This window comes from Spirosoma aerolatum, from assembly GCF_002056795.1.
In the GTDB taxonomy this organism is placed as follows: Bacteria; Bacteroidota; Bacteroidia; order Cytophagales; family Spirosomataceae; genus Spirosoma; species Spirosoma aerolatum.
This window is the reverse complement of sequence record NZ_CP020104.1, coordinates 670,464-695,938: the sequence shown is the minus strand read 5'-3', so window position 1 is coordinate 695,938 and position 25,475 is coordinate 670,464. Positions and strand designations below refer to the sequence as shown.

At 53.0% G+C, this 25,475-nt stretch carries 21 protein-coding genes; all 21 read left to right on the top strand.

All coding sequences use genetic code 11. From position 1 onward, the window contains the following. Nucleotides 1–2: 2 nt before the first annotated feature. Nucleotides 3–1,427: an ABC transporter permease gene (locus tag B5M13_RS02995; protein WP_080054232.1), complete on the top strand. Its 1,425-nt coding sequence runs from the start codon at nucleotides 3–5 to the stop codon at nucleotides 1,425–1,427. Nucleotides 1,428–1,440: 13 nt separating this feature from the next. After that, the gene (locus B5M13_RS02990; protein ID WP_080054231.1) at nucleotides 1,441–2,865 is read left to right on the top strand and encodes a DUF3526 domain-containing protein; all 1,425 of its coding nucleotides are present in this window, start codon (nucleotides 1,441–1,443) and stop codon (nucleotides 2,863–2,865) included. A 45-nt stretch (nucleotides 2,866–2,910) separates the two neighbouring features. Beyond that, complete coding sequence (locus B5M13_RS02985) at nucleotides 2,911–4,140, top strand: ABC transporter substrate-binding protein (protein WP_170061080.1); 1,230 nt, start codon at nucleotides 2,911–2,913, stop codon at nucleotides 4,138–4,140. Continuing rightward, nucleotides 4,140–5,360: an ABC transporter substrate-binding protein gene (locus B5M13_RS02980; RefSeq protein ID WP_080054229.1), complete on the top strand. Its 1,221-nt coding sequence runs from the start codon at nucleotides 4,140–4,142 to the stop codon at nucleotides 5,358–5,360. Before B5M13_RS02985 ends, B5M13_RS02980 begins: the two co-directional genes overlap by 1 nt. Next, complete coding sequence (locus B5M13_RS02975) at nucleotides 5,335–6,549, top strand: ABC transporter substrate-binding protein (RefSeq protein WP_080054228.1); 1,215 nt, start codon at nucleotides 5,335–5,337, stop codon at nucleotides 6,547–6,549. Before B5M13_RS02980 ends, B5M13_RS02975 begins: the two co-directional genes overlap by 26 nt. Nucleotides 6,550–6,563: 14 nt before the next feature. Continuing rightward, entirely contained in the window at nucleotides 6,564–7,793 is a 1,230-nt protein-coding gene (locus tag B5M13_RS02970) for an ABC transporter substrate-binding protein (RefSeq protein WP_080054227.1), read from the top strand. 24 nt (nucleotides 7,794–7,817) lie between these two features. Continuing rightward, entirely contained in the window at nucleotides 7,818–8,909 is a 1,092-nt protein-coding gene (locus tag B5M13_RS02965; protein WP_080054226.1) for a FecCD family ABC transporter permease, read from the top strand. A gap of 12 nt (nucleotides 8,910–8,921) precedes the next feature. Further along, nucleotides 8,922–9,926 (top strand): ABC transporter ATP-binding protein, encoded by a 1,005-nt coding sequence (locus B5M13_RS02960; RefSeq protein ID WP_080054225.1) that lies wholly within the window; start codon nucleotides 8,922–8,924, stop codon nucleotides 9,924–9,926. Between the two features lie 111 nt (nucleotides 9,927–10,037). Beyond that, nucleotides 10,038–11,798 carry a M14 family metallopeptidase gene (locus B5M13_RS02955; RefSeq protein WP_080054224.1) on the top strand — a complete coding sequence of 587 codons (1,761 nt, stop codon included), beginning with the start codon at nucleotides 10,038–10,040 and terminating at the stop codon, nucleotides 11,796–11,798. 42 nt (nucleotides 11,799–11,840) lie between these two features. Beyond that, nucleotides 11,841–13,634 carry a M14 family metallopeptidase gene (locus B5M13_RS02950; RefSeq protein WP_080054223.1) on the top strand — a complete coding sequence of 598 codons (1,794 nt, stop codon included), beginning with the start codon at nucleotides 11,841–11,843 and terminating at the stop codon, nucleotides 13,632–13,634. A gap of 167 nt (nucleotides 13,635–13,801) precedes the next feature. Further along, nucleotides 13,802–14,650, top strand: coding sequence for a class A beta-lactamase, subclass A2 (gene bla, locus B5M13_RS02945; protein ID WP_245859737.1), 849 nt, complete (start codon nucleotides 13,802–13,804; stop codon nucleotides 14,648–14,650). 373 nt (nucleotides 14,651–15,023) lie between these two features. Then, complete coding sequence (locus B5M13_RS02940; protein ID WP_245859732.1) at nucleotides 15,024–16,142, top strand: ligand-binding sensor domain-containing protein; 1,119 nt, start codon at nucleotides 15,024–15,026, stop codon at nucleotides 16,140–16,142. Nucleotides 16,143–16,621: 479 nt separating this feature from the next. Beyond that, on the top strand, nucleotides 16,622–17,074 hold the full coding sequence (locus B5M13_RS02935; RefSeq protein WP_080054220.1) for a DUF3299 domain-containing protein: 453 nt from the start codon (nucleotides 16,622–16,624) through the stop codon (nucleotides 17,072–17,074). Continuing rightward, entirely contained in the window at nucleotides 17,071–17,274 is a 204-nt protein-coding gene (locus B5M13_RS02930) for a hypothetical protein (protein ID WP_080054219.1), read from the top strand. Before B5M13_RS02935 ends, B5M13_RS02930 begins: the two co-directional genes overlap by 4 nt. Nucleotides 17,275–17,374: 100 nt before the next feature. After that, nucleotides 17,375–17,815: a Fur family transcriptional regulator gene (locus B5M13_RS02925; protein WP_080054218.1), complete on the top strand. Its 441-nt coding sequence runs from the start codon at nucleotides 17,375–17,377 to the stop codon at nucleotides 17,813–17,815. A 71-nt stretch (nucleotides 17,816–17,886) separates the two neighbouring features. After that, nucleotides 17,887–19,302 (top strand): alkaline phosphatase, encoded by a 1,416-nt coding sequence (locus B5M13_RS02920; protein WP_080054217.1) that lies wholly within the window; start codon nucleotides 17,887–17,889, stop codon nucleotides 19,300–19,302. 4 nt (nucleotides 19,303–19,306) lie between these two features. After that, nucleotides 19,307–20,389 (top strand): CobW family GTP-binding protein, encoded by a 1,083-nt coding sequence (locus B5M13_RS02915; RefSeq protein WP_080054216.1) that lies wholly within the window; start codon nucleotides 19,307–19,309, stop codon nucleotides 20,387–20,389. A 207-nt stretch (nucleotides 20,390–20,596) separates the two neighbouring features. Beyond that, nucleotides 20,597–23,023, top strand: a complete 2,427-nt coding sequence (locus tag B5M13_RS02910; RefSeq protein WP_080054215.1) for a TonB-dependent receptor — start codon at nucleotides 20,597–20,599, stop codon at nucleotides 23,021–23,023. A 19-nt stretch (nucleotides 23,024–23,042) separates the two neighbouring features. Continuing rightward, nucleotides 23,043–23,999, top strand: a complete 957-nt coding sequence (locus B5M13_RS02905) for a DUF4625 domain-containing protein (RefSeq protein ID WP_080054214.1) — start codon at nucleotides 23,043–23,045, stop codon at nucleotides 23,997–23,999. A 105-nt stretch (nucleotides 24,000–24,104) separates the two neighbouring features. Beyond that, nucleotides 24,105–24,584 (top strand): DUF4625 domain-containing protein, encoded by a 480-nt coding sequence (locus B5M13_RS02900; protein ID WP_080054213.1) that lies wholly within the window; start codon nucleotides 24,105–24,107, stop codon nucleotides 24,582–24,584. Nucleotides 24,585–24,619: 35 nt separating this feature from the next. After that, nucleotides 24,620–25,447, top strand: coding sequence for a DUF4625 domain-containing protein (locus tag B5M13_RS02895; protein WP_080054212.1), 828 nt, complete (start codon nucleotides 24,620–24,622; stop codon nucleotides 25,445–25,447). The last annotated feature ends 28 nt before the right edge of the window (nucleotides 25,448–25,475 follow it).

The following is a 25,475-nucleotide window of genomic DNA, read 5'->3' as shown; positions in this document are numbered from 1 at the left end:
CCATGATACAGAAACTGATTGCCCGAAATGAGTTTACTCAGACCCTGCGCGACCGCCGGTTTGTGGTGGCCGCTGGCGTGGTGTTGCTCCTGTTGTGCGTAGCTACCTGGACGGGATTCCGTACTTACCGCTCACTGGCTGAAAAACGTGAACAAGCCAACCAAACGGCGCGGGCTGCGTGGGTCGGCCAACCTGAAAAGAACCCGCATTCGGCGGCTCACTACGGCACCTTTGCCTTCCGACCCAAATCGTCCCTGAGTTTTCTGGATTTCGGGCTCGACACCTATACAGGGGCCAGCGTATACCTGGAAGGGCACCGGCAAAATGACGCTAAGTTCAGTCAGGCCGAAGATGCGACCGTGCTGATTCGGTTTGGGGAGATGACGGTCGCCTTTGTACTCCAACTGCTCATTCCGCTGCTGATTATCTTTTTGTGTTTCAGTGCCTTTACCCGTGAACGTGAAGAGCAAACGCTGAAGCTGGTTATCAGTCAGGGCGTTACGGCGCGTGAGGTGTTTTGGGGTAAAGTGATCGGCTACTGTCGGCTGATTGGGTTGGTGGTTGGCCCGGCATTGCTGCTGGCCGGCGTGCTGCTGTTCGCCCAAACGGGCTTTGAAGCAACCACCGACACCGCGCTCCGGCTCGTGCTGTTCGGGCTGCTCTACGCCCTGTACTTCTTTTTGTTTATTGCGGGGAGTGTGTTTGTATCGGCCCGCAGCGAGAGTTCACGGGGGAGTCTACTTACCTTGCTCAGTATCTGGATCGTAGCCTGTGTGATCCTGCCCAAAGCCACGGCCAACCTCGGCGAAAGCCTGTTCAGTGTCCCCTCGTCCTACACGTTCCGGGAAGCCATCAAAGCCGATTCCGAGAAAGGGATCGACGGTCACGATCCGGCCAGTGAACGAGCCAAAGCCCTACAGCAAAAAGTGCTGGCTCAGTACAACGTGGATTCGGTGTCGAAACTGCCCGTCAACTTCGACGGGATCGTGATGCAGGAGGGCGAGAAATACACGAGCATGGTGTATCAAAAGCACTTTGGGGCGGTGCAAAGCCAATTTCAGAAGCAAAATAGTCTGGCCACGATTGTCAGTTTTGTCAACCCGTATCTGGCCGTTCGAAACGTATCGATGGGCTTATCCGGGTCAGATTACGCCCACTTTCTGGATTTCAAGAATAAGGCCGAACAGTATCGGTTTGGGTTGGTGGAACGCTTAAACAACCACATGACGACGTTTTCTAAAACCGGCGACTGGGAGAAAACAGTCTCCCGCGACTTCTGGGCATCAATTCCTGATTTTCAGTACAATATACCGGCGGTGAGTTGGGTAATCGGGCAACACTGGCTTTCGCTGCTGGCCCTGTTGTTGTTTAGTGGGGGACTCCTCTGGCGCATAGCATCCGGCCTGAAAACGATTACACTTGATTAACGCTAGCTGATAGATGAACACCTTTCTACTGATTTTAAAAAACGACTGGCTTCGTCTATCGCGGGGTCGGGCGTTAAAACTGCTGGCGGGCCTGACTCTGGTAGCCGGGTTGTATGCGCTCCTGTACGGCCGGACGTTCGTGGGGCGGCAAAAAGCTACCATTGCCCAACTGACCCTGGACGAACAGACCCGACTCGACTCACTGGCCACCTGGGCGCGACTCGATACAAGTCTGGCAGCCAACAGAACCCCCGACCGGCTGGAAAAGTGGACTAAAGCCAGAAGTGCGTATGAGGTAAACGTACCTGAAGGCTATCACTTTGTGCCGCATGTCCCCTCGTCCCTGGCCCCCCTCTCGCTGGGTATGCGCGATCTGTTTCCTTATTACTATTATCTGTGGGGGGCTGCTTTTTACCGGCAGGTATTTACGCAGGAACTGGCCAATCCCCAAAAACTGTCCGTCGGCCATTTCGACTGGGCTTTTGTCGTAGTTTTTCTGTTGCCCCTACTGCTGATTGCCTTGTCGTATAACCTGCTATCGGCCGAAAATGAGCTGGGAACGTACACCTTGTTGCGGTCGCAACCCGTTACGCTGAGGCAAATCGTATTCGCCAAAGTGGCCTTCAGGCTGTTACTCATACTGGGCTTTTTAGTGATCGTCAGTGTACTGGCGGTGCCAATCCTGGGCATTAATCTGGCCGAAAGCGGCTGGTTACTGGCCAAGTTTCTGCTGGTATCGGTGGTCTACAGCCTGTTTTGGGGCGGGGTGATTGTTGCGGTCGTCTCTTTTCAAAAGACCTCGGCCTTCAATGCGCTGGTTTTGCTGGGGTGCTGGCTGGTGCTGGTGGTAGCCCTGCCAACAATGTTACAGCAGGTGCTCACGATCAGCCAACCCATTGACCGGACTACGCTGGAAAATCTGGTTCGCGATCAGTACAGTCAGCACTCACCCGACTCGGTAGTGCTCAAACCCTACTACGCCCGCCATCCGGCATATTACTTCCCCAGCGACACCGCCAAACGCGACCCGGAACTACGCCCGTACTATGCCCGTAACGAAGCGGTTGACCTCACACTTGGCCCGTTGGTCGAGCAGCACGAAGCCGCCGTGGCCGCCCGAGAGGCTACCGTCCAACAGTGGAGCTGGTTTTTACCCGCCGTCAACACGCTGGACCTGTTCAATGAATTGGCGGGTACATCGGCGGCTGCCCACCGCGATTACCTCCGGCAAATTCGGGATTTCCATAGCCGCTGGAACGCTTTTTTTCTGCCTAAAGTCTTTAAGAACGAATTATTGACCCCAGCCGATTATGACCGGCTTCCCGCCTGGCAGTTTCAATCGACAGCACCCGGTTTTGCCATTTGGGGTGGACTGCTGAAACTCCTGCTGGGTACGTTGCTGCTGGTTGGACTGGGCTGGTGGAAACTAAACAAATAACTGCTACGGATGGATAAGGTCGGTACGACGTACATACTAAATCGAGTGGCAACCTATTTACTGGTGGGTAGTTTACTGCTGTTCATGAGTTGCCAATCGGCTTCGCAGAGAGAGACCTCAAGCGGAAAAGCTACAGCGAGTCAGAACGATTATTTTCCGGCTAAAGCCGTTCCGGTTCATGCCAAACACTTTACCGTTTCTTATCACGGTAATTATAAAGTGGTGAAGACACAGGCCGAACTGCGAAGCTACGAGGGCAACGACCACGAAGACCAGCAGGACGTTCTGGTGCTGGTGCAACGCGGAACACCAGCACCGGCTCTGACGGGCGAACTGACTGGAGCTACCATTATCCCAATCCCGGCTCAGCGGATTGCGGTCAACCTGGAATCGAGCGAAGACTTTTTGACAGAGCTGGGTGCTAAAGATCGGATAGTAGCCGTCGGTGGATTGATTTCGTATGACGATACGCTTCGGCAGAAAGCCCAATCCGGTGCCATCGGGCAGATTGGTTACAGTTGGCTTCAACCGCCGAACGTCGAAGTGCTGCTGAAACGGCAGACCGACCTGTTTCTGATGCTGCTCGCCAATCTGGATTACAAATCTTCGCTGGCCAAATGCCGACAACTGGGAATCCCTACCGCGCCGGATTTCAACTGGGCCGAAGAGCATTACCTGGGGCAGGCCGAATGGATTAAGTACTATGCCCTGTTTCTCAACGCGGAAGCGCAGGCCAATGCCCTCTTTGCCGACATCGAGCAGCATGTGACCGACATCAAAAAACAGGTCGCTGCACAGCCAGCAAAACCCACGGCCATCTGGGGCTATTATGCCGGTAAAGACCGCTGGATCATCCATAGGAAAAGTGTTGAAACGGAGCTAATGGCCGACGCTGGGCTGATTAACGTATTTGGCAATCCAGCCGGCCCCTTGCGGAACAGCGGTGAGCCGATGACGGCCGAACAACTTTTGCAGGAAGGCAAAACGGCCCAGCACTGGATCATCGGCGACATTCACTCGGCGGCACTCCCGGCCGCTACGTTGCTGAACACGATGCAGGCCTGGCGCACCGGGCAGTTGTACCACAATTTCAAGCGCAGTAAACCAAAGGCCAACGCCTATGACTGGTACGGCATGGCCGTTGTATGGCCCGACCGGGTGCTGGCCGATCTGGTCAAGCTGACGCATCCGGGACTACTACCAGATCACCAACTGTACTTTATGGACGTATTCGATAAGACCACCAAATTCCCCGTCGAGGGGGGCGAACTCTGATGAGAAAAACGGTCTATTTCCTGCTATTGATTGGGGGGCTGCTGGTTTCGGCTTGCCAGTCTACAACAACGCGCACCTCCGACGATCCGAAATCGGACGTAGCCGGAAAGGACTATTTTCCGCATAAAGCCCAGGTCAACTACGCCAGACACTTTACGGTCTCGTATCACGGAAATTATAAAATAGTACGGACCAATTCCACCTTACGGGACTGGGGAACCAATGACCAAAGCCCCATTGAAGACGTAGTCGTGCTGGTGCAGCGCGGTACGGAACCGCCCTCCCTGAAAGGCGACTTAGCCAGGGCGCAGGTCATCATGGTGCCGGTAAAAAAGGTGGCCGTCAACATGGAGGGTACCGAAACGTACCTCGAAACGCTGGATTTGCTGCCGGGCCTGGTAGCCGTAGGTGGAACAAAATCATACAACGATTCGGTAAGGGCTCGAACGGAGCGGGGCGAACTGGGTCAGATTGGCTATAGCTGGTTTGAACCACCCAAGCTCGAAGTGCTGCTGCAACGGAAACCGGACATTTTCTTCATGGTTTTATCGCGGCTTTCCTTTGCGGGCTCGCTCGACAAATCGCGACAGGTAGGCATTGCCACCACACCGTTGTTCGATTGGGCCGAGATCGACTATCTGGGCCGGGCAGAATGGATCAAATACATGGCTTTGTTCTTTAATGAGGAAGAGAAGGCGAACGGGCTGTTTGCAACCGTCGAGCGGAACGTGGCCGAACTGAAGCAAAAAGTCAAAGACGTACCCCATAAGCCGGTTTGTGCCTGGGCGGAGTTTGCCGCCAAAGGGTTCTGGCTTTGTCAGGGAAATAATGTGGAAGCGCGTCTGTTACGCGACGCCGGAGCCACTAACCCCTTTGAAGATTTTTCTAAACCCGCCAGCGCCATCGGCGAAGCCTATACCGTTGAAGAATTTCTCGACCGCGCCCTCAACGCCGATTACTGGATATTGAGTAGCCGACCCTCGGTGGAATGGCCCCCTTCAGCCTACATGAATGGCTTTAAGGCCTGGCGGGAGGATAAGCTGCTGTACAATCACCTGCGCAGCAAGCCCGAGCATAACGCCTACGATTGGTACGGTCTGGGGCAGGTAAGGCCCGATCTTATTTTAGCCGACCTCATTCATCAACTGCACCCGGACGTATTACCCCATCACAAGCCCGTTTTCATTGGAAACTATGAACGAACAACGACGACTAAGTAGCGCGTGGGTGCTGGTCCTGCTGCTGGCTGCCGTGGGTTGCCGGACCGTGACTGACGAATCGAAAGGGGACGAAACTCAATCGGCCGGACCAGCCGTTGATTCGATTTCGACAAATCGGATGTCGATTCGGTACGCCCGTAATTTTTCGGTCAGTTACCACGACGCCTACAAAATCATTCGGCTGGCTTCCAATGATGAAGAGCATAACCAACTGAAGCCCCGGTACGTAGTCCTCGTCCAACGCGGCAGACCTAAACCCCAGTTGCCGGATAGCCTGGCGGATGCTTTAGTGATGGAGGTACCGGTCCGAAGCGCAGCGGTCAATGAAGACGGCGATGCGAGCCGAATCACGGCACTGGGGGAAATCGACAAGCTGATCGGCCTTGGGGGCGGAGAGATTTACGACCCCGAACTCCGTAAACGTTGGGAGCAAAAGCGGATTGCTTCTTTGGGCTACAGTTTTCATAGCCTTCCCGAAACTGAAGTGCTGCTTAGTTTACGGCCCGACGTGCTGTTTCTGTTTACCCATGACCCCGAGCAGATGAAGGGACTGGATCAGTTTCGGCAATTGGGCATTCGGGCCGTGCCGGTGCTGGCCTGGGATGAGCCTTCGTTTCTGGGTAAAGCCGAATGGATCAAGTTTACGGCTTTGTTCTTCAATGCCGAGGCCAAAGCCGACTCGCTGTTTACCCGCATCGAAACTCGTTGCCTTAAGCTGATGCAGTTAGCTCATCAACAGCGCCCACCGGTTAAAGTCCTGAGCTTTCATCCCTCCAACGGCCTGGGTTTCGCCCACCGCAACGATTTTTTTGCCTCCTACCTCACGGCGGCCGGGGGCGTCAATGTGCTGGCCGACCAGGGACCAAATCGAGTGGCCCGGATGACGAACGAAGAAGTGTACGCCCTGGCCCGCAACGCCGATGTCTGGATTGTGGCTGATACCTCCGATACCAGTTCTGAATGGCCCCCCGCCAGTTATCTGAACGGGTTCAAAGCCTACCGAAATGGGCAACTGTACCATTACCACCGGCGGGTTCATTATGCACATAATGCGTACGACTGGTACGAGACCGCCGAAGTTCGGCCCGATCTGGTACTGGCCGATTTAGTCTCGATTTTCTATCCCAATGTCCTGCCCGATCATTCGCTCTTCTTTTTCAAAAAAGTCCATTTGACGAAACAAAACTAGTCGTGACACCCCAAATGAAACTACGCTTGTTCTCCAATCCAGCCCTCCCGTACCGGCTTATCGTAGCGTTACTGGCGCTGGGTGTCCTGTGGCAATGTCGGTCGCGCTCTTCAGCGACTGCCGACACCAGTACCGGTGCAACGCAGCCCGATGCTTTTGCCCACAAAACGAGTGTCCGCCACGCCAGGAACTTCTCGGTTTCGTATCATGGCAATTACAAACTGGTCCGGCTATCCTGCTCGGCCGAAAACCGCAACATGGTCACCACGCAGTACGTCGTGCTGGTGCAGCGGGGTACGCCCAAACCCACGCTGCCCGACAGCTTAGCCGATGCTCAGCTCATTGAGATACCTGTACGAACAGCCGCAGCCAATGACGACGGCGACGTGATGCGGATCGCTACGCTGGGCTTCACCAATGCGTTGATTGCAATGGGGGGCGGTGGCATCTACGACACGACCCTGCGCAAACGCTGGGAACAAAAGAAAATAGCGTCCATCGGCTACAGTTTTCACAGTGCCCCGGCCCCCGAACTGATTCTGACCCTGAAACCCGATGTGCTGTTTCTGTACACCTACGACCACGAGCGGCTCAAAGCCTACGAAAAACTCCGACAGCTGGGTACCGGGGCCGTTCCGGTGTTTGCCTGGCAGGAATCCTCGTTTCTGGGCAAGGCTGAATGGATTAAGTTAACCGCCTTGTTTTTCAATGCCGAACAAAAAGCCGATTCGCTCTTTACAACCATCGAACAGCGATGCCAGGAGTTGACAAAGACGTATGGGCAGCAACGCCCCCAGACAACCGTTTTCAGTTACTATCCCCGAAAAAGCCCCGGTATAGCGCACCGCAACGACTTTATCGCCAGTTATTTTCCTGCTGCCGGGGGGCTTAATCTACTGGCCGACGAGGGGCCTCACAACCCCGTCGAGATGACCCACGAGCAGGTTTATGCCCTGGCCAAAGATGCCGATGTCTGGATCGTTGGCGACACCAGCGATGTCAGCTGGCCCCCAACTACGTACCTGAATGGATTCAAAGCTTACCGAACCGGGCGGGTCTACACGTATCAGGGGCGGGTGCGTCCGGAGCACGATGCCTACGACTGGTACGAAACGGCCGATGTCCGTCCTGACCTGGTGCTGGCAGATTTAGCCGCCATCTTTTACCCCAAAGCCCTGCCCGACCACCGCCTGTTTTTTTTCAAAAAAGTCCTACTGACCAAAGGGGCAAAAACCACGAACTGACGTCTCCATCAACCCGAAAACCGTATGCAATCAACTGCTTCACCCTTGCCAACAAAAGCGATTCCCGAACCGCTCATTCGCCCGTCCACAACGCCCCGTCGTGTGCTGGTTTTTAGCCTGATTAGTCTCGGGGTCATCGGCGTTTTTTTGCTCGAAATCAGCATTGGTGCTGTGTCGATTCCGGTTCGCGAGATCATAGCCGCCTTAACGGGAACCGCAGCTGATGACAGCACCGGCAAAATCATCATGGAACTGCGGCTCCCCCGCGCACTGGCGGCCTTGCTGGGCGGGGCGGCCCTGGGCGTAGCCGGAATGCACCTGCAAACGGTCTTTCGCAATCCCCTGGCCGAACCCTGGTCGCTGGGACTCATGGCCGGTTCGCAATTGGGTGTGGCACTGGTCGTGACGACGGCTTCGGTCGTAGGGTCGGCCTTTCTGGAGCAGCTGGCCTTTCTGAGCAACCTGAGCATTGTGGCCGGGTCGGCCCTGGGCTGTATCCTCGTGTTGCTGCTGATGGTGTCGGTTAGCCGGTACGTCAATACCGTTACCCTGTTGGTGTTCGGGCTGATGCTGGGTTTTCTGTCGCAGGGACTGGTCAGCATCATTCTGCATTTTACCAACCAATCGCAGGGAAAGGTGTTTGCGGGCTGGAATGACGGAAGCTTCGCGGGGGTGTTCTGGGAGCAGCTACCCTACCTGGCCCTGTTCGTGGGGCTGGGCTTAGCCGTCAGCATTGCGCTGGTCAAACCGCTAAACGCGCTGCTGCTGGGGGAGACCTACGCGCATTCGCTGGGATTGAACCTCAAGACAACCCGCATCGCTATTTTGTCCGCTACCGTTCTGCTGACGGCCCCGGTTACGTCTTATTGCGGTCCCATTCTGTTTCTGGGTATGATTATCCCGCATCTGACGCGGGGCCTGTTCGGTACGTCCGATCACCGGGTACTATTGCCGGGGGTAATTGGCGTGGGCGCATTGATTGCCATGAGCGCCGATCTGATGGTACACCTGCCCTGGGAACGGCATTTTCTGCACCTCAACGCCATTGCCGCCGTACTGGGTGCCCCCGTAGTGATGTGGATTATTCTGCGTAACAAACGGATGCGTTCCCTCTAATCCTACCGAGCCATGAAAAACGTGTTTCAGCTTCGTGACTTAACCATTGGGTACCAAACCACCGGGCGTCAACCGGTTTTGGTCGCCGAGAAGATCAACCTCGATCTGCGGGCGGGTGAGTTCGTATGCCTGCTGGGCCCGAACGGAGCCGGAAAGTCGACCTTGTTACGTACCCTGGCCGGCATGCAGAAGCCCCTGGCGGGTGTGGCCGAACTGGACGGAACCAATGTCCACGAATTGCCGCCCCGCGCCCTGGCCAAATACCTCAGCGTTGTCTTGACCGAAAAAGTGGACGGGGGTCTATTAACTTCCTACGAAATCGTCAGTCTGGGTCGCTACCCGTATACGAACTGGTCGGGGCAACTGACAGCGCATGACCACGAGCGGATTGCCTGGGCCATTGAGCAGGTTGGCGCTAATGGGCTGGCCCATCGCAGCCTGAACGAGCTGAGCGACGGCGAACGTCAGCGGGTGATGATGGCCCGGGCGTTGGCGCAGGAACCTCAGGTGATGTTGCTGGATGAAATTACGGCGTTTCTGGACCTGCCCCGTCGGGTCGAAGTCATGCAACTGCTCCAAAAAATGGCCCACGAAACCGGCCGGGCTGTGCTGGTCTCCACCCATGATTTGGACCTGGCCCTACGCAGTGCCGACCGAATCTGGCTGCTGGCCAAAGGTGGTGAACTGGTGGCTGGGGCACCGGAAGACTTGGTCCTGGACGGCAGCTTTGAGCGGGTCTTCGGCAACGACGGGCTTCTGTTCGACAGGCAAACGGGTGCCTTCCGGCTGGAAAAACCACTGACCCGAACCGTCACGCTGACGGGCGATGGCGAAACCTATACCTGGACGAAGCGCGCGCTGGAACGCAGTGGTTTCGCCGTAGAGCCCCTGGCCACCACCCGGATTACGATTGATTATGCGAACGGTCAACCCACATGGCTGCTGACCGAAAAATCGGAGCCCATCCGTTGCGATTCGATCTATCACTTAATGGCTACGCTGACACAATTGCACTGACTGAAGTAAATGACAATAATTCATTGTTTACAGTCAGGTGTTTGCTATAATTCGGTACTCATTATTCATCTACTACGTAATTGCCAATTTTTACTTTAATATACACTTCGAATGCCAAAACGCTTATTTCTCCATGCGCTCTTTGCGCTGGGCATCAACTCGGCCCATGCACAAACGAGTAATTACCCAACACATGCTCAAGTAGGGAGTCGCCTGACATCCCTGGCGGCTCAACACAAAGGTACTGCCAGTGTCAGCTCCATCGGTAAAAGCCGGGGTGATCGCGACATCTGGGTGCTGACAGTCGGCAAAGGTGATGCGGCCAAAAAACCAGCCGTACTCATCACCGCCGGTATCGACGGTACGCACCTGGCCGGTACGGAAATTGCCCTGCAAATGGCCGAGAAGATGCTGGCCAGCTCAGCCGACAGTGTAAAAAAACTGCTCGACAGCAAGACATTTTACTTTATTCCGAGCGTGAATCCCGACGCTCAGGCGCAGTATGCAGCCAAGCCACGCTACGAACGCCATGGCAACAACACGAGCTACGACGAAGACCGCGACGGCCATCTGGACGAAGACCCGGTTGAAGACCTCAACAACGACGGGTTAATTACGATGGTACGCGTCGAAGATCCGACCGGTACGTTTGTCGTCAGCAAGGATGATCCCCGGGTGCTGGTCAAAGCAGATCCCGCCAAAGGCGAAACGGGCAAATACCTCTACCTGACCGAAGGCACTGACAACGACAAAGACGGCGTGTTCAATGAAGACGGCCCCGGCGGAGTGGCCATCGATAAGAATTTTACGTTCGACTACCCGATTTTTACGACCGGCGCGGGCGATTACGCGGCCTCCGAACTCGAAACGCAGGCACTACTTCGGTTTCTGTACACCCATCCGGGCATTTTTGCTACGCTGACGTTTGGCCCGGCCAACAATCTGTCAGAGGCTCCCAGGTTTGACCCGGCTAAGGTGGCCAAACGGATTTTAACGGGTCCCTTAGCCAAAGATGCGACGGTTATGGATCAGGTATCCAAACTGTATAATGCCCGCACTGGCTTGAAAGATGCCCCGTCGATGCCGCAAGCCAGGGGAAATTTTGCTCAAACGGCTTATTTCCACGCGGGCCGGTTTAGTTTCACGACCCCCGGCTGGTGGGTTCCCCGTATCGAAACGCGGGGCGACAGTACCCGGCGTACCCCGCCATCTGGTGCCCCGAACGCAGGCGGAGCCCCTTCCACCACTCCGTCTGCCCCAGCCAGGGGCGGTGGCGGGCGTCCGGGAGGGGGGGCAACAGGTAGCACCCCGGCCCCGGCGGCTCCAGCTACGGGCGACGAAGACCTGCGGTTCCTGAAATGGGCCGACCGGGAAAAACTGACGGGTGTCTACACCAACTGGACTCCCGTTCGCCACCCCGATTTTCCGGATCAGAAAGTAGAAGTAGGTGGCCTTGTTCCGTTTGCCAAACTCAATCCACCGGTGTCTTACCTGACTGAGGCCGCCGATAAGCACCTGATCTTCCTGACGGGTCTGAGCGGGCAAATGCCGGAGGTCGATCTGGTCAATGTAAAAACGGAATCGCTCGGGCCAGGCTTGTCGCGGGTGACGGCCACCATAATGAACAAAGGGCTGCTGCCGACTTATGCCGAAATCGGAGATCGGGTACGTTTTGTGCAGAAAGTGAAAACGGAAGTAAAACTCAGCAACGGGCAGACCATCACCTCGGGTCGGCGACTCAACCTGCGGGCGGCCCTCGGAGCAGGTGAGAAAGAAGAGTACTCGTGGCTGATCACCGGTGCCGGTAAAGTCACTATCGAAGCGGGTTGCCCCACCGCAGGTACGAAATCAGTTGATGTCACAATTCGCTAAACGGCGGTTAAACCGGAAGCTTTGTTCTAAAAAATACGAACCATGAAATACCTCTCTTTATTTTTTCTGCTCGCGTGCACGGCCCTGCAAACGGCTTTCGCCCAGCAAACCGATCCCGATCTGAACGGGATGCGGGCCATTGGTACGCCCGCCAACCCCAAAGTCCCCTGGACGTGGAATTACTACATGGACTTTGCCGGCTACACCAAACTGGCCCAGGAACTGGCCAAAAAGCACCCCGATCTGGTGCGGGTCGAAAGCATGGGCAAGTCGTCGATGGGGCGCGATATGTGGGTGATTACGGTGAGCGATTTCAAAACCGGTAAGCCCGAACAAAAACCGGCCTTCTGGATCGATGGCAACATTCACGCCAACGAGTTGCAGGGAACGCAGTTCAGCATGTATACCGTCTGGTACCTGGCCGAAAATTTTGGCAAAGTCGATTTTATTACCCAGCTGCTGAAAGACAAAACGTTCTACATTTCGCCGTCACTCAACCCCGATGCTCACGAAAATTTTATGCACAAAGCCAACACGACCAGTTCGTCGCGCTCGGGTATGATTCCCCTCGATGACGATGGCGACGGGACGGCCGATGAAGACGATGTGGACGACCTCGACGGCGATGGGAATATTGTGCAGATGCGCCGTAAATCGCCGACCGGTCGTTGGAAAGTGGACCCCAGCAACCCCGTGCGCATGATTCAGGCCGCTCCCGACGAACCGGGTGAGTATGAACTACTGGGCAACGAAGGCATCGATAACGACGGCGACGGGCGGGTGAATGAAGATACGCCCGGTTCCTATGACCCGAACCGCGACTGGGGCTGGAACTGGCAGCCCGATTACGTGCAGAATGGCGCTTTCTACTTCCCCGGTACGCTGGCCGAAACTCAGAACGTAAAGAAATTTTTCTATAGCCACCCCAACATTGCCGGTGCCCAAAGTTACCATAATTTTGGGGGGATGTTTTTGCGCCCACCGGGTGCCGAGGAAGACCAGATGTACGTGCCCCAGGCCGACATTGCTGTATATGACCTGATCGGCAAGACCGGCGAGAAAATGATTCCAGGATACAAATACTATGTGCTCTGGAAAGACCTGTACACGGTCTATGGGGGAGAGATCGACTTTATCGGGTTGAATCGGGGTATCTTTATGTTCTCCAACGAAATCAATAACTCATACCGCCTATTCAATAAAAACTCAACAGCCGACCGGTTTTCCAACACGGAATTTGAGGAATTCGATAAGTTGTTGCTCCTCGGCGATGCCTACGTAAAGTGGAAGCCCATCAAACACCCCCAGTACGGCGACATTGAGATCGGGGGCGTAAAGCGAAACTATGTGCGGAATACGCCGGGCTTCATGCTGGAGGAGGAAGGCCATCGCAACATGGCGTTTACCTTGCTCCACACGTTCCATACGCCCAAACTGGAGATCATGGACATCAAATCCCGCGAACTGCCGGGGGGATATTCGGAGGTAACTGCTACGGTGATGAACCACCGCGCCATCCCGACCCACTCGGCCCAGGATCTTCGGTTTAAGATCGAACGGCCCGATTATATTACCCTCAAAAATGCACAGGTGGTGGCGGGGATGATTGTCGAGAATGCCGATCTGGGCCTAACCCGCGAACAGAAACGAAACCCGCAGACCATTGAAGTAGCCAACATTGGCGGCACGGTGTCAGGGGGCGGAGGCAATGGCTTCGGCGGTTTTGGTGGCGGGGGTAACTCGGTCCGGGTCCGCTGGATTGTTAAGGGCAAAGCCGACAAATACACCGTCGAAGTGGATAGCCGCAAGGGCGGGGTTGTAACGAAAACGATGTAATTCTTTTCAAGCGACTAAAAGCCACCCGTCTGGCCGACCGTGCTTTTGATGGTTGACCAGACGGGTGGCTTTTAGTCGCCTTCACTATTCCTTTTTTTACGTATACGTATATGCTAAAAAGACATCACGTTCTGGCTGTCCTAGTTTTCCTAGTCTCTATGGAGACGATGGCGCAAAATCTGAATTCGGTACGACAACAAATTCAGCACATCGTTGCCGGAAAGAAAGCCACGGTGGGCATCGCCTTAATGAGCGACGATGGGAAAGATACGGCCTCCATCTACGGTAACCGGCATTTTCCGTTGCAGAGTGTGTTTAAATTTCATATTGCCCTGGCAATGTTGTCGCAAATCGATCAGGGCAAGTTTTCGTTGGATCAACCCATCAAAATTCAAAAGAAAGACCTCTTACCGAAGCTGTATAGTCCGATTCGGGACAAGTATCCGAATGGCACTACGATGAACCTATCCGAAATGCTGGCGTATACCGTATCGCAAAGCGATAACGTGGGGTGCGACTTGCTGCTCAAACTACTCGGAGGGCCGGAAGCGGTAGAGCGCTACATCAAACAAAGCGGCACGAACGATATATCCATAAAAGTAAACGAAGAAACGCAGCAGGCGAATTGGGACCTGCAATTTAAAAACTGGACAACACCCAGGGCCGCCGTCAATGTACTGCAAACCTTTTATGTGAACCGGAACAAACGGCTGTCAACCCAAAGTCACGACTTTATCTGGACGGTGATGAAAGGCACCCAAACGGGTCAGGCCAGACTAAAGGGGCAGCTACCCAAACAAACGATTGTGGCTCATAAAACGGGTTCTTCGGGAACGAACAAGGCAGGAATAACCGCAGCCGTTAACGACATTGGCATTGTGTTTTTGCCCAATGGCCGCTATTATTTCATCAGTGTCTTTGTAAAGGACTCCAGAGAGAATGAAGACACGAATGAGAAGCTAATTGCCGACATTGGGAAAGCCACCTGGGACTATTTCATGAAACGGCTTCAGTGAACGGCACGATTACCGTTGACAATTCTTCCGGGCGAAATGCCCGGCTTTTATCATTCAGGCAGTAGGTAACGTCTACCAACCGGGAGCGTCTATCCGCAAAATCGCTTACTACGCCTGCAATAGTGATCAGTTGGGTAAATCTAAAAAACGGATCGCACCGGCCACCCTGCAAATTTGTCACTTGCCCCGATAGATGACGTAACCATCGCACTAATAGAGCGTTTACGTGAGACTGTTGTGTAGGCAATAATATTCTACAGTATTTCCAACTTCTAAAGGCCAAAAGCCATCACAGTCCGCAAAATCAGACCGCAGCTACGAACGGTCGCCGAAGCGGAACTTTTACGCTTAGTTAACCTTCTTTTACAGGCTATTGATAGATGATAAAAGCGAAACTTTTAGCTTTGAGGCCCACCGCAATGGTGGCTCAGCGCAATGGTTGATGTCCTTAAAAATAGAACGAGTAATGACTAAACGCGTATACGTTTGTGCTCTATGGATGCTTGTTTTGGGCACGTCCTGTAAAGGACAAAAAACAACACAACTCCCGAAAGATACTATCAATTACAATAGCAAAGACCCAGTCACTTCCTACGGGCCAAACTCAATGGTTCGGAATGTAAAGCAGGGTAGAAACGGAACTATTTTGATTGCCTCATGGAAGGGTATTCTTCGATACGACGGAAAATCGTTCACCAATCTCACCAGTAAAATAAGTTCGCCCAGCTTCTGGGATGTGCTGGAAGATCGAAAAGGAAACCTCTGGTTAGCTACCCGGGATTCAGGTGTTTATTATTACAATGGGAAGTCTTTTGAACATTTTACAACCAGGGAAGGACTTGCCAATAATTTTGTTTGTAAAATTTATGAAGATAGAGCTGGCATCGTTTGGTTTGGCACAGGAAATGGCCTGAGTCGTTACGACGGGAGATCCTTTCGAAATTTTACCACTAAAGAAGGCCTTTCCAACAATAGTCTTACTACGATCATGGAAGACAAAACCGGGAAATTATGGTTTGGCACCAGAGGTGAGCCCTGTTTTTATGATGGAAAGACATTTACTGTTTTCAGAACTAAAGAGGGTAAAGCTTTTACCAACGTTTGGTCGATCATCGAAGATAAAAAAGGGGCTATTTGGTTGGGTGACAATGATGGACTTTGGCGCTATGACGGCAGTAGCTATACATTGGTATCGAAGCGAGGTGCTTCAGCCATGATCGAAGATAAAAAAGGGAACATCTGGACTACTGGTAGCGTACATCCTCCGAATGGAAATGTCTGGGCACTTTCACGGTACGATCAAGCATCGTTGTACAAAGAAAAGCCAACTGTAACAGAAATCATGTCAATAGATGGACCGGGAATGCTTTGTGGGATTCTGGAAGCTACCGATGGGAGTATTTGGTTTGGCGCTTTGGAGGCAACAAGTGGCGTGTTTCGGTATGATGGAAAAAGCATTACGGACTTTAGACGGAAAGAAGATCAGAAATAATGTGTATACTATCTCTTTAAACGCCCTATTCACGAGATATAAAGATTCTCTGATCAGAGAATTCATACCATAAGGTATAGATCCTCACAATGTCATCCGCACCTGTGGCCCGGTCACAAATCAAACTCGAAATCTTACAAGCTTGCTGAGTTTGTGACCGGGCCACAGGTGCGGTCCCTTTTTTTAGATTTACCCTCAGTTGATGGGTAAAATACCGAGAAGCGCGACATCGTTCGTCCAACCAAGCGCTCTATTCCTCAGCAACCCCTTTGCTGGCCTGAACTCAACGGCAACAAGCCGTAAGACAAAAAAGTCTATACAAAATTTATAGCGCAGCTATTTGCAACGTTGTTGCAAATAGCTATTTTTGACTCGTAGATACAAATCGTTCGAATGATTCGGGCATGACGTTTATATCTTGAAGGTCTATGAACTATGCTTTACTGATTGATTAACCTGTTAAAAATCACAAGTTGGCGATGAAACAAATCACAGGTAGCATAGTGTGCTGGCTGCTTCTGAGTAGCCTGACGGTAGCTTCGGGACCGCCGGTTATTAGATGGGAACAACTGCGCGATGTACAGTTTAAGAAAAAATGGTATCCTGAAGAAAGTGTGGTCATGCTGTACCCTAAGTTCGGCCCTACAGTGAAAGCACTTAACGGGAAAGCTATCTCGATCACCGGTTATGTTATTCCCATCGACCTCGAAAGTGGGCTATACGTGGTGTCCGAGTTTCCTATGGCGGCCTGCTTTTTCTGCGGAGCTGCCGGGCCTGAGTCAATCATGACCCTGAAATTTAAGCGATTACCGCGCAAATTTCGTACCGACGAACGGCGTACCTTTTCGGGCACGCTTCGGCTGAATGCCGATAATATCTATGAGTTGAACTACATTCTGGACGGGGCCGAACTGCAATCCGACAACTCATGACCGTTTTGATCCGTACCTGCCTGTTGTTAGTTTTCCTGGTCGGTTTGCTACGGCCCGGTTATGCACAGGACCAGATGGACGCAAACCAGGGTGAAGCCGATACCTACAGCCAAACCTACGTAGCTCGTTTGCGCCGGGAATTAATAACTCTTGTCTGGTCATTCTATGCTCCCCCCTTCCGGCCAGGTGCTTTTGATTAACTACCTCCATTTGCTACATGACCGCAGGTTCTATACAAAAAACGGTTTTTTAGGCCGGATACATCGATTCAAACCACTACTGTGCTAGCCTATTCCTGATATGACTGAGGCTGAACAACTGTTACACAAAAAAGGTATCCGCATCACGACCCTCCGAACGGCGGTGCTCCACTTCCTGATGCAAGCCAGGAAAGCATTTACCCATGCTGATCTGGAACGGGCCTTTGATAAGCAGTTGGACAGGGTAAGCCTATACCGCTGTTTGCTGACACTGACCGAGGCTGGTATCGTTCAGAAATTGATCGACTCAGATGGCAACTGCTCGTACTTTTTCGAAGTAACGTCGGCAAACAGCCATCCCCATTTCAAATGTTCGCAATGCGAAACGGTTACTTGTCTGCCTGGCCTACCCGAAGACTACCTGAATACCCTGCGTCAATACCAGATTGATACACTTCACCTGCTAGCCGAAGGGCTTTGTGGCACGTGCAGGCAACAGGCAGACCGACAGAATCAATCGATAACAACCTCATTATCATAAGTTTAAACGAATAGTCATAACGTATTCTGCCACATCAGCGATCGTCCGCTGCGGCAATCTGATCCAAATCAATGAAACGTCGAGATTTCTTCCGCAATACAACAGCCGCTGCCCTGAGTACCTCACTGGTCGGGTCAGGCCGGGCTGCCGAGGCTAATTTGTCAACAAGCAAAGGCAAACGGGCCCAGAACATCATTTTTATGGTTAGCGATGGCATGAGCACCGGTACCCTGAATATGGCCGATCTGCTACGGCAGCGTAAAGAGGGCCGATCGAGCAACTGGTTAGGCTTATACCGCAACAACCGAGTACGGCGAGCCTTGATGGATACGGCTTCGGCTTCCTCCCTCATTACGGATTCGGCGGCTGCTTCCTCGGCCTGGGGCGGTGGCGTACGGGTCAACAATGGGGCCCTGAACGTAGGGCCCGATGGACAGGCTCACCGACCGATCCTCCAGAAATTCAAACAGGCAGGCAAGGCGGTTGGCTGCGTGACGACCGTACCCATCACCCACGCTACGCCCGCCGGTTTCTGCATCAACAGCAAAAGTCGGGGCAGCATGGCCGATATTGCTGAGCAATACCTGGGTCTGCGTTTCGATGTGATGATGGGGGGCGGTACCGAACAGTTCAGTGCCGATAAACGAGCCGATAAAAAAGACTTATTCAGTCAGTTTAGCCAGCAGGGATATCAGGTGGCGCAAACCCGCGCGGCCATGTTGGGGGCACCAGCTGGCCAGCCGCTGCTGGGCGTATTTCACGAAGATGGATTACCGTATTCGCTTGACCGGGCCAATAATACCGACCTGCAAAAAACCATTCCGACCCTGGCCGAAATGACTTCCACGGCTATCAGCCGGATGCAAGCCAATAAAAACGGGTTTGTGTTGCAGGTGGAAGGCGGTAAGGTAGACTGGGGAGCGCACGCCAACGACGTGGGAGCCCTGTTGTATGATCAGTTAGCGTTCGACGATGCGGTGCAGGTAGCCGTTGACTTCGCCGACCGCGACGGGAATACACTGGTGGTCATCACTACGGACCACGGCAATTCAGATCCCGCTCTACTCTACGGTCCGCAGGCCAACGCTAATTTTGACCGGATTCAGCAATTCCGGCATACGAATGAGTGGATTCTAACCGGAATTTCCAAAGACAGCACACCCGCTCAACTGATTGAACGGATCGAAGCCGCGCAGGGAATTGTCATTAAAGCCGATGAAGCCGCTGGCTTGTTGACGCATTACTCCCAGTTGGATGAGACGGGTGTGTACAATCCACGTAAACTTCCGTATCGGCAGTTAGCTGCCCTGCAAACGGCGCATACGTCGGTGGGTTGGGCTGGTATGGACCATACCGCCGACTTTGTGGAACTGGCCATGTTGGGTCCGGGAAGTGAGCAGTTACCGGGCCTGGTTAAAAATACGGATTTACATAACTTCCTGCTGAAAGCCGCTGAGGTGGACCACCAGACGGTAGACGCCAAATAAACCCATGCCAATAGACGTAACCTTACTAACGGGTTTTCTGGGGGCGGGCAAAACCACCCTACTCAACGCATTGATGGCCGACCGGCCCCAAACCCGTTTTGCCCTGATCGAAAACGAATACGGCGAAGAAGGTATTGACGGACAGCTTGTGCTTCGGCCCGATGCAGAAATTATTGAGTTGAGCGACGGCTGCATCTGCTGCTCCCTGAACGATAGTTTGCTCGATGTGCTGGAAGATCTCTACGACCGGCGCGACAGTTTCGACGAGCTGCTTATCGAAACCACCGGTATTGGCGATCCGGCGGGCGTAGCGGTTCCGTTTCTGATGCTACCGATGGTGCAGCGTGTGTTTACGCTCAAACGGGTGATTTGCCTGGTCGATGCCGAACTCATTGAGGATCAGCTACGCGATACGGAAGAAGCCATCCAGCAGATTTCCTTCAGCGACGTGTTGCTTATTAACAAAACGGACCGGGTTTCGGCCGTGTACCTTGCCAGCCTGGTCGAAACGCTGCGGGGCCTTAACCCATTCGCGCAGGTACTAACCGGCCAGAAAGAAAACTACCCGATTCGTGAACTAATGGCCATCGAACGGGAAACGGCCATCGCTCTGCAACCGGCCCGCTTTGTACCGGCCAAAGCGACTCCACGGCTAACCTTCCCCGGTTCACCGCCAACCCCTGCGAACCGCCCGCGTCCGCTGGGTACGTTGCCGCATCGCCACCATCATCACCGGCACAGTGATATTGTTTCGCTGAGTTTCCGCTTCGGAGAATCCTTCGATCTGATCCAGCTTCACCACCGGCTAACCATGCTGTTACTGTTTCAGGGCAAGGGTATCTACCGCGTTAAAGGGATCATTTACGATGCCAGCCGTCCGCAACGCTGGATTATTCAGTCGGTAGGCAAAAACCTGACGATGATCGACGGAGCCACCTGGGAAAACGACGAGCCGCGCCTTAGTCGCCTTGTGTTTATCGGCAAGTTGCTCAAACCGGCAGGCTTCGAGAAAATGCTGCGTCAGTGTTTTACCAAAGAACCTGTCTGGCAGATTACGAACCCGGCAGATTCGGGGTTCTCGGAGTAACGGGATGATGACGCCTACATGTACCGATCCGCTGTTCAACAGCACGAGTGGCTGCCATGTAATAGCTGACGTACCTGAAACAAGTTTAGCGTTCTTATAACATGGCCCATTCGTAATCAATCTAAATGCATCATTGTTGCAAAAACAGGCGAATAGATTATATTTGCAACAATGATGCATATATTCATTCTGTCTGATAACTTGTAAATGAACCGGTTGCTTTACATACAACTGGTTTTTGGCTGGCTTATACTCCTTATAAATCAGGCGCAGGCGCAAACGTACCGCTTGTCGGGGCAGGTGCTGGATACCAAGCAGCAGCCAATAGTCGGCGTCAGGCTGACTCTCGCCAACCGGTCATTATCGACGCTGACGGATTCAACGGGCGCGTTTCAGTTTATAGACTTGTCTCCGGGGTTTTACCAGTTAACTACGGAGCTATCTGACTATCAAACGCTTAGCTTTTCCGTTACCATTCGGCGAAGTCATGTCGTTATTCCACTGATTCTTCGACCTGCCCAAACGCAACTTGGGGAAGTAGTTGTGAAAGGCGATTACACCCAGGCCCGAAAACGGGATGAGTCGCTTAATCTGGAAGTGGTCAACCCAGACTTTATTCAGCGCTACTTGGGCGGAAGCCTGATGAAATCGCTGGAACGCTTACCAGGGGTCAAAACGATCGGCATCGGGTCGGGGCAGTCGAAGCCTCTGATTCGGGGGATGGGGTTTAACCGGATAGTCGTTGTGGATAAAGGTGTAAAACACGAAGGGCAGCAGTGGGGGGCTGACCACGGACTGGAACTCGATCAGTTTGCCGCCGGCGAGGTGCAGTTGCTAAAAGGAGCAGCCTCGTTTCTGTACGGTTCGGACGCAATCGGTGGGGCCATCGACGTAAAACCCGTTCCGTCACCGGCCCCGCACACGCTAGGCGGCTCGGTCGATCTAATCGGAAAAACCAACAATAATCTCTACGGTACATCGATCAATCTGTTTGGCCGCACACAGCGCTGGTTCGTTGATGCGCGGTTCACCGGACAGCGCTACGGCGACTACCGCGTGCCGACCGACCGGGTATACGTGTATGACTATGCCGTTGACCTGGACAAAAAACGCCTGCGCAACACGGCCGGACGTGAAACCGGGATGCACCTGAACATGGGTTACCTCAACGATCATTTCAGCTCCATCGTTTACGTCAGCCATACCTATAGCCAAAGCGGTTTTTTTGCCAATGCGCACGGGCTGGAACCCCGTCGGGTAGATCGCGAATTACACGACCGCTCGGATCGGGATATACTGATGCCCAGCCAGCAGGTAGCCCATGACAAGCTCATCAACCGAAGCGAGTATACTAAGGGAAACCACCGACTGTCGCTGGAACTGGGCTACCAGCATAATTTTCGGCAGGAATTCAGTCAGTATGTCAACCACGGCTATATGCCGCCAGTCTACCCCGACACGCTGGCAATTTCCCCTACCCTGGAGCGTCAGTTCGACAAACACGTGTATTCCATCAACGGACGCGACGAGCTGAGTCTGGGCCGGCACACGCTGACCGTGGGGTTTACGGGCGAGCGGCAGCAGAACCGGATCGGGGGCTGGAGTTTTCTGGTACCCGCCTTTACGCAAACGACATCGGGCGTGTTTGGGTACGATAAAGTACGGCTCAGCGACCAACTGGTGCTGCACGGGGCGCTCCGGTTCGACTACGGTCAGATTCACCTGTTGCCCTATACCGACTGGTTCCCCTCAACGGTGACGACCGGTACCACGACCGTTTCACAGCGATTGAACCGCGCCGAAGAACTTACCCGCACGTTTCGGAGTATGGTCTGGTCGGTAGGGGTAAACTACAACCGGGAAACGTTTGCCCTCAAAGCGAACCTGGGTAAGAGCTTTCGAATGCCCATTGCCAAAGAGCTATCAGCCAACGGGGTCAACTACCATTATTTCAGCTACGAGCGGGGTGATCCAACGCTTTCCCCGGAGCAGTCTTACCAGGCTGACCTGAGCGTAAGTGTGACTACCAGTAAGGTAACGGTGCAGCTCAGTCCATTTTACAACTACTTCCCTAATTACATCTACCTGAATCCCACGGCCCAGCACGACTACTTTTACGGAGCGGGAAACCAGGTGTTTCATTATGCACAAAGCCGGGTTATGCGCTATGGCGGGGAAATCCAGCTGAAATACAGGTTACTCAGTACCCTTAGCACGGAGTTACTGGGCGAATACGTGTATGCCCGGCAGCTATCGGGCGAGAAGCAGGGCTATACACTTCCGTTTTCGCCCCCGGCCTCAGTATTGTTCAACCTGACCTGGTCGCCTACCCTTAGCGGTAAGGTACACAACACGTATTTCTCAGTAGACTACCGGTTGTCGGCTGCCCAGAACCGGATTGTGCCACCTGAGAAGAAAACGCCGGGATATGGCGTGATCAATCTACAGGCTGGTACGCACCTGCATTTGTATAGCCAGCCGGTCAGGATCAGCCTCCAGGCGCAAAACCTGCTCAACACCAGGTATTTTAACCACACCAGCTTCTACCGGTTGATTGAACTACCCGAAGCCGGGCGGAACATCATTCTGTCGCTTACCATCCCCTTCTCATTGCTTACAACCAAATTAAAATAAACTAGTAATCAGTACAACCATGAATCGACAAGTCAACCAACGATTTGCCCACCTAAGCCGCACCATTTTTGCCTTTCTGCTTTGTGCCGCCACCTTTACCGCCTGTAAAAAAGACGAAGAACCCGCGCTGCCCATACCGACGGTTTCCAATGTGGAGATTGGTCTGGGCAACAACGAAATCGGGGTGATTGGCAAAGATTTTCATTTGAACGTCGAAGTATTGGCCGGCGACAAGATCGAAAACGTACAAATTAAAATTCTACCAAAGGCCGGAGAAACCTACGCCAAAGCCTGGCAACATGAGATCACCTGGACCGACAGCTATCAGGGTGTCAAAAATGCCACGGTGCATAAGCACTTTGATATTCCAGCCGACGCACCCGAAGGCAAGTATGACTTTCTGATTATTGTTAAGGATCAGAACGGTACTAAGCTGGAAGAGAAACGGAATGTTGCTCTCTACCTGGAGAAAAATCTGCCCGTTAACCCTGTTCTCTCGATTTTTCTTACCTACCGTAACAACGCACGGTATTACCGCAATGGAGCCTTCATCACGCCAGGTCAGGCATTAATAAAAGGGGACACGATCAAAACGCAGGCCACCATCTCCGGAGTGAAAGGTGATGGTAAGATGTACCTGCTGTTAATCAACAAGAAGCATAACCACCGCCCCGAGTCAATCGATAAAATTGACTTCAGCAAAGCCATTGTCTATGATGTCCTCGAGCACAAAGGCATGGCAACGGTAGGCGATTTTTCTAATGCTACGTTTGATCTGGTGTCGTTTAAACCGATCCGCGTCTTCCCGGCTTTTGCCATCGGAGCCGCCAATGACAACAATACGCCATCGCCCAGCCCGGTCAGCGGTGCTAAAGCCTGGGAATCAGGTACGTATTATTATGGGGTGATCTATAAAAACACGACCTACAACATGAGCTTCTTCCAGTACATCGAAGTTCCTGTTGAGATTAAGTAGGCCGTCAACGCAGGTTTGCCATAGCCGGCAAACCTGCTTCCCCGAATCCAAACGACCTGGCTCTGCCACTATTGGGCAGCAAAACCAAGCCATTTTCTAATGCATATGAAAACCAGAAGCTTTTCCGTGACGGTTGTTTTAGGCACTTTGCTGTTGCTTGGCGGCTGTAGTAAGGAGAATGAAATAACCCCCGATACCGAATATCCGGTAATCGACATTACGAGTGCCACGGCCTTTCCCAAGGGTTGTAGCACCGTCAACCGGGGCGGAACGTTTATGTTCCAGGCGCAGCTGAGCGACAACGCCCAGCTGGGCTCGGTGAGTGTGGATATTCACAACAACTTCGATCATCATAATCACAGTACGGAGATCGAAACCTGCAACCTGGACCCGGTGAAAACCCCAGTAAAACCCTTTCTGCTCATTCAGACGTACCCCATTCCGGCCAATTTGAAGACCTACGCCGTTCAGCAAGCCATTCAGGTGCCCGCCGACGTAGATCCGGGCGATTATCATTTCCTGATCCGGCTGACCGACAAGGAAGGCTGGCAGACCATCAAAGGCCTGAGCATCAAAATCAAGTAAATACACAATAGTAACTCATCCCAATTTTTATACTCATGAAGTTGACTAAATTCCCCTTTCTGGCGATTGCCCTTTCGGCATCGGTGCTGTTCTCCTGCGAAAAGGAAGAGCCTGCTGATCTTGTTAAACCTGAAGTGAAGACGTTTGAGCTGGGCACCTCCAACAGCCAGCAGGCCTACGCCGGTAAAGACATCCATATTGCGTCCGAGCTGGTAGCTGTCAATACGATCAGTAACATTCAGGTGAAGATTACGCAGAAAAGCAATGTAACGTATGCCTCGAAATGGCAAAAGGACACGACCTATACAGGCGTGTATGCCAATGTCAAGAATACTACGTTCCATGAGCACATCATTATACCGGTTACCGCAGGTACAGGCATGTACGATTTTACGATGCTGGTAAAGGATACTAAAGGCGGAGTAACGGAGGTAAAAAAAGATCTCGAGATTTTGTCCCTGAGTGATTTTACGCCCCCGGTCATTACCGTTACCGCTGCCCCTGCCAACGGCGCAACCTTTAAGAAAGGCGATGTTATTTCGATAAAAGGTACGGTTACCGAAGACAAAGGAATTGGTATCGTTTACGTGGGCCTGCTTCGGGAGGATCAAAAAATAAGCGACACCAGTCTAAACTCGACAAACTCGATTTCACTGGCCCTGGGGTACGATTTTAAAACGCCCACGATGGCCTACCCGTTTGACGCCAATATCACCGTTGGGGCGGCTAAGGACATGTTCAAGGATATCACGGGTACTAACGCCTGGCAATCCGGCAAGTATTACCTAATCGTCGTAGCGACCAACGCCTATGGCGCCAATTACGTCGTGTCTCCGCATTATCCCATTACAATCAATTATTGATTGTGAATTGGCGTGTTTGCAAACGGGT

Bases quoted from the DNA above. Each gene is read 5' to 3' on its own strand.
- B5M13_RS02995 (WP_080054232.1), top strand. From the start codon at position 3: ATGATACAGAAACTGATTGCCCGAAATGAGTTTACTCAGACCCTGCGC.
- B5M13_RS02990 (WP_080054231.1), top strand. From the start codon at position 1,441: ATGAACACCTTTCTACTGATTTTAAAAAACGACTGGCTTCGTCTATCG.
- B5M13_RS02980 (WP_080054229.1), top strand. From the start codon at position 4,140: ATGAGAAAAACGGTCTATTTCCTGCTATTGATTGGGGGGCTGCTGGTT.
- B5M13_RS02975 (WP_080054228.1), top strand. From the start codon at position 5,335: ATGAACGAACAACGACGACTAAGTAGCGCGTGGGTGCTGGTCCTGCTG.
- B5M13_RS02970 (WP_080054227.1), top strand. From the start codon at position 6,564: ATGAAACTACGCTTGTTCTCCAATCCAGCCCTCCCGTACCGGCTTATC.
- B5M13_RS02965 (WP_080054226.1), top strand. From the start codon at position 7,818: ATGCAATCAACTGCTTCACCCTTGCCAACAAAAGCGATTCCCGAACCG.
- B5M13_RS02960 (WP_080054225.1), top strand. From the start codon at position 8,922: ATGAAAAACGTGTTTCAGCTTCGTGACTTAACCATTGGGTACCAAACC.
- B5M13_RS02955 (WP_080054224.1), top strand. From the start codon at position 10,038: ATGCCAAAACGCTTATTTCTCCATGCGCTCTTTGCGCTGGGCATCAAC.
- B5M13_RS02950 (WP_080054223.1), top strand. From the start codon at position 11,841: ATGAAATACCTCTCTTTATTTTTTCTGCTCGCGTGCACGGCCCTGCAA.
- bla (WP_245859737.1), top strand. From the start codon at position 13,802: ATGGCGCAAAATCTGAATTCGGTACGACAACAAATTCAGCACATCGTT.
- B5M13_RS02935 (WP_080054220.1), top strand. From the start codon at position 16,622: ATGAAACAAATCACAGGTAGCATAGTGTGCTGGCTGCTTCTGAGTAGC.
- B5M13_RS02930 (WP_080054219.1), top strand. From the start codon at position 17,071: ATGACCGTTTTGATCCGTACCTGCCTGTTGTTAGTTTTCCTGGTCGGT.
- B5M13_RS02925 (WP_080054218.1), top strand. From the start codon at position 17,375: ATGACTGAGGCTGAACAACTGTTACACAAAAAAGGTATCCGCATCACG.
- B5M13_RS02920 (WP_080054217.1), top strand. From the start codon at position 17,887: ATGAAACGTCGAGATTTCTTCCGCAATACAACAGCCGCTGCCCTGAGT.
- B5M13_RS02915 (WP_080054216.1), top strand. From the start codon at position 19,307: ATGCCAATAGACGTAACCTTACTAACGGGTTTTCTGGGGGCGGGCAAA.
- B5M13_RS02910 (WP_080054215.1), top strand. From the start codon at position 20,597: ATGAACCGGTTGCTTTACATACAACTGGTTTTTGGCTGGCTTATACTC.
- B5M13_RS02905 (WP_080054214.1), top strand. From the start codon at position 23,043: ATGAATCGACAAGTCAACCAACGATTTGCCCACCTAAGCCGCACCATT.
- B5M13_RS02900 (WP_080054213.1), top strand. From the start codon at position 24,105: ATGAAAACCAGAAGCTTTTCCGTGACGGTTGTTTTAGGCACTTTGCTG.
- B5M13_RS02895 (WP_080054212.1), top strand. From the start codon at position 24,620: ATGAAGTTGACTAAATTCCCCTTTCTGGCGATTGCCCTTTCGGCATCG.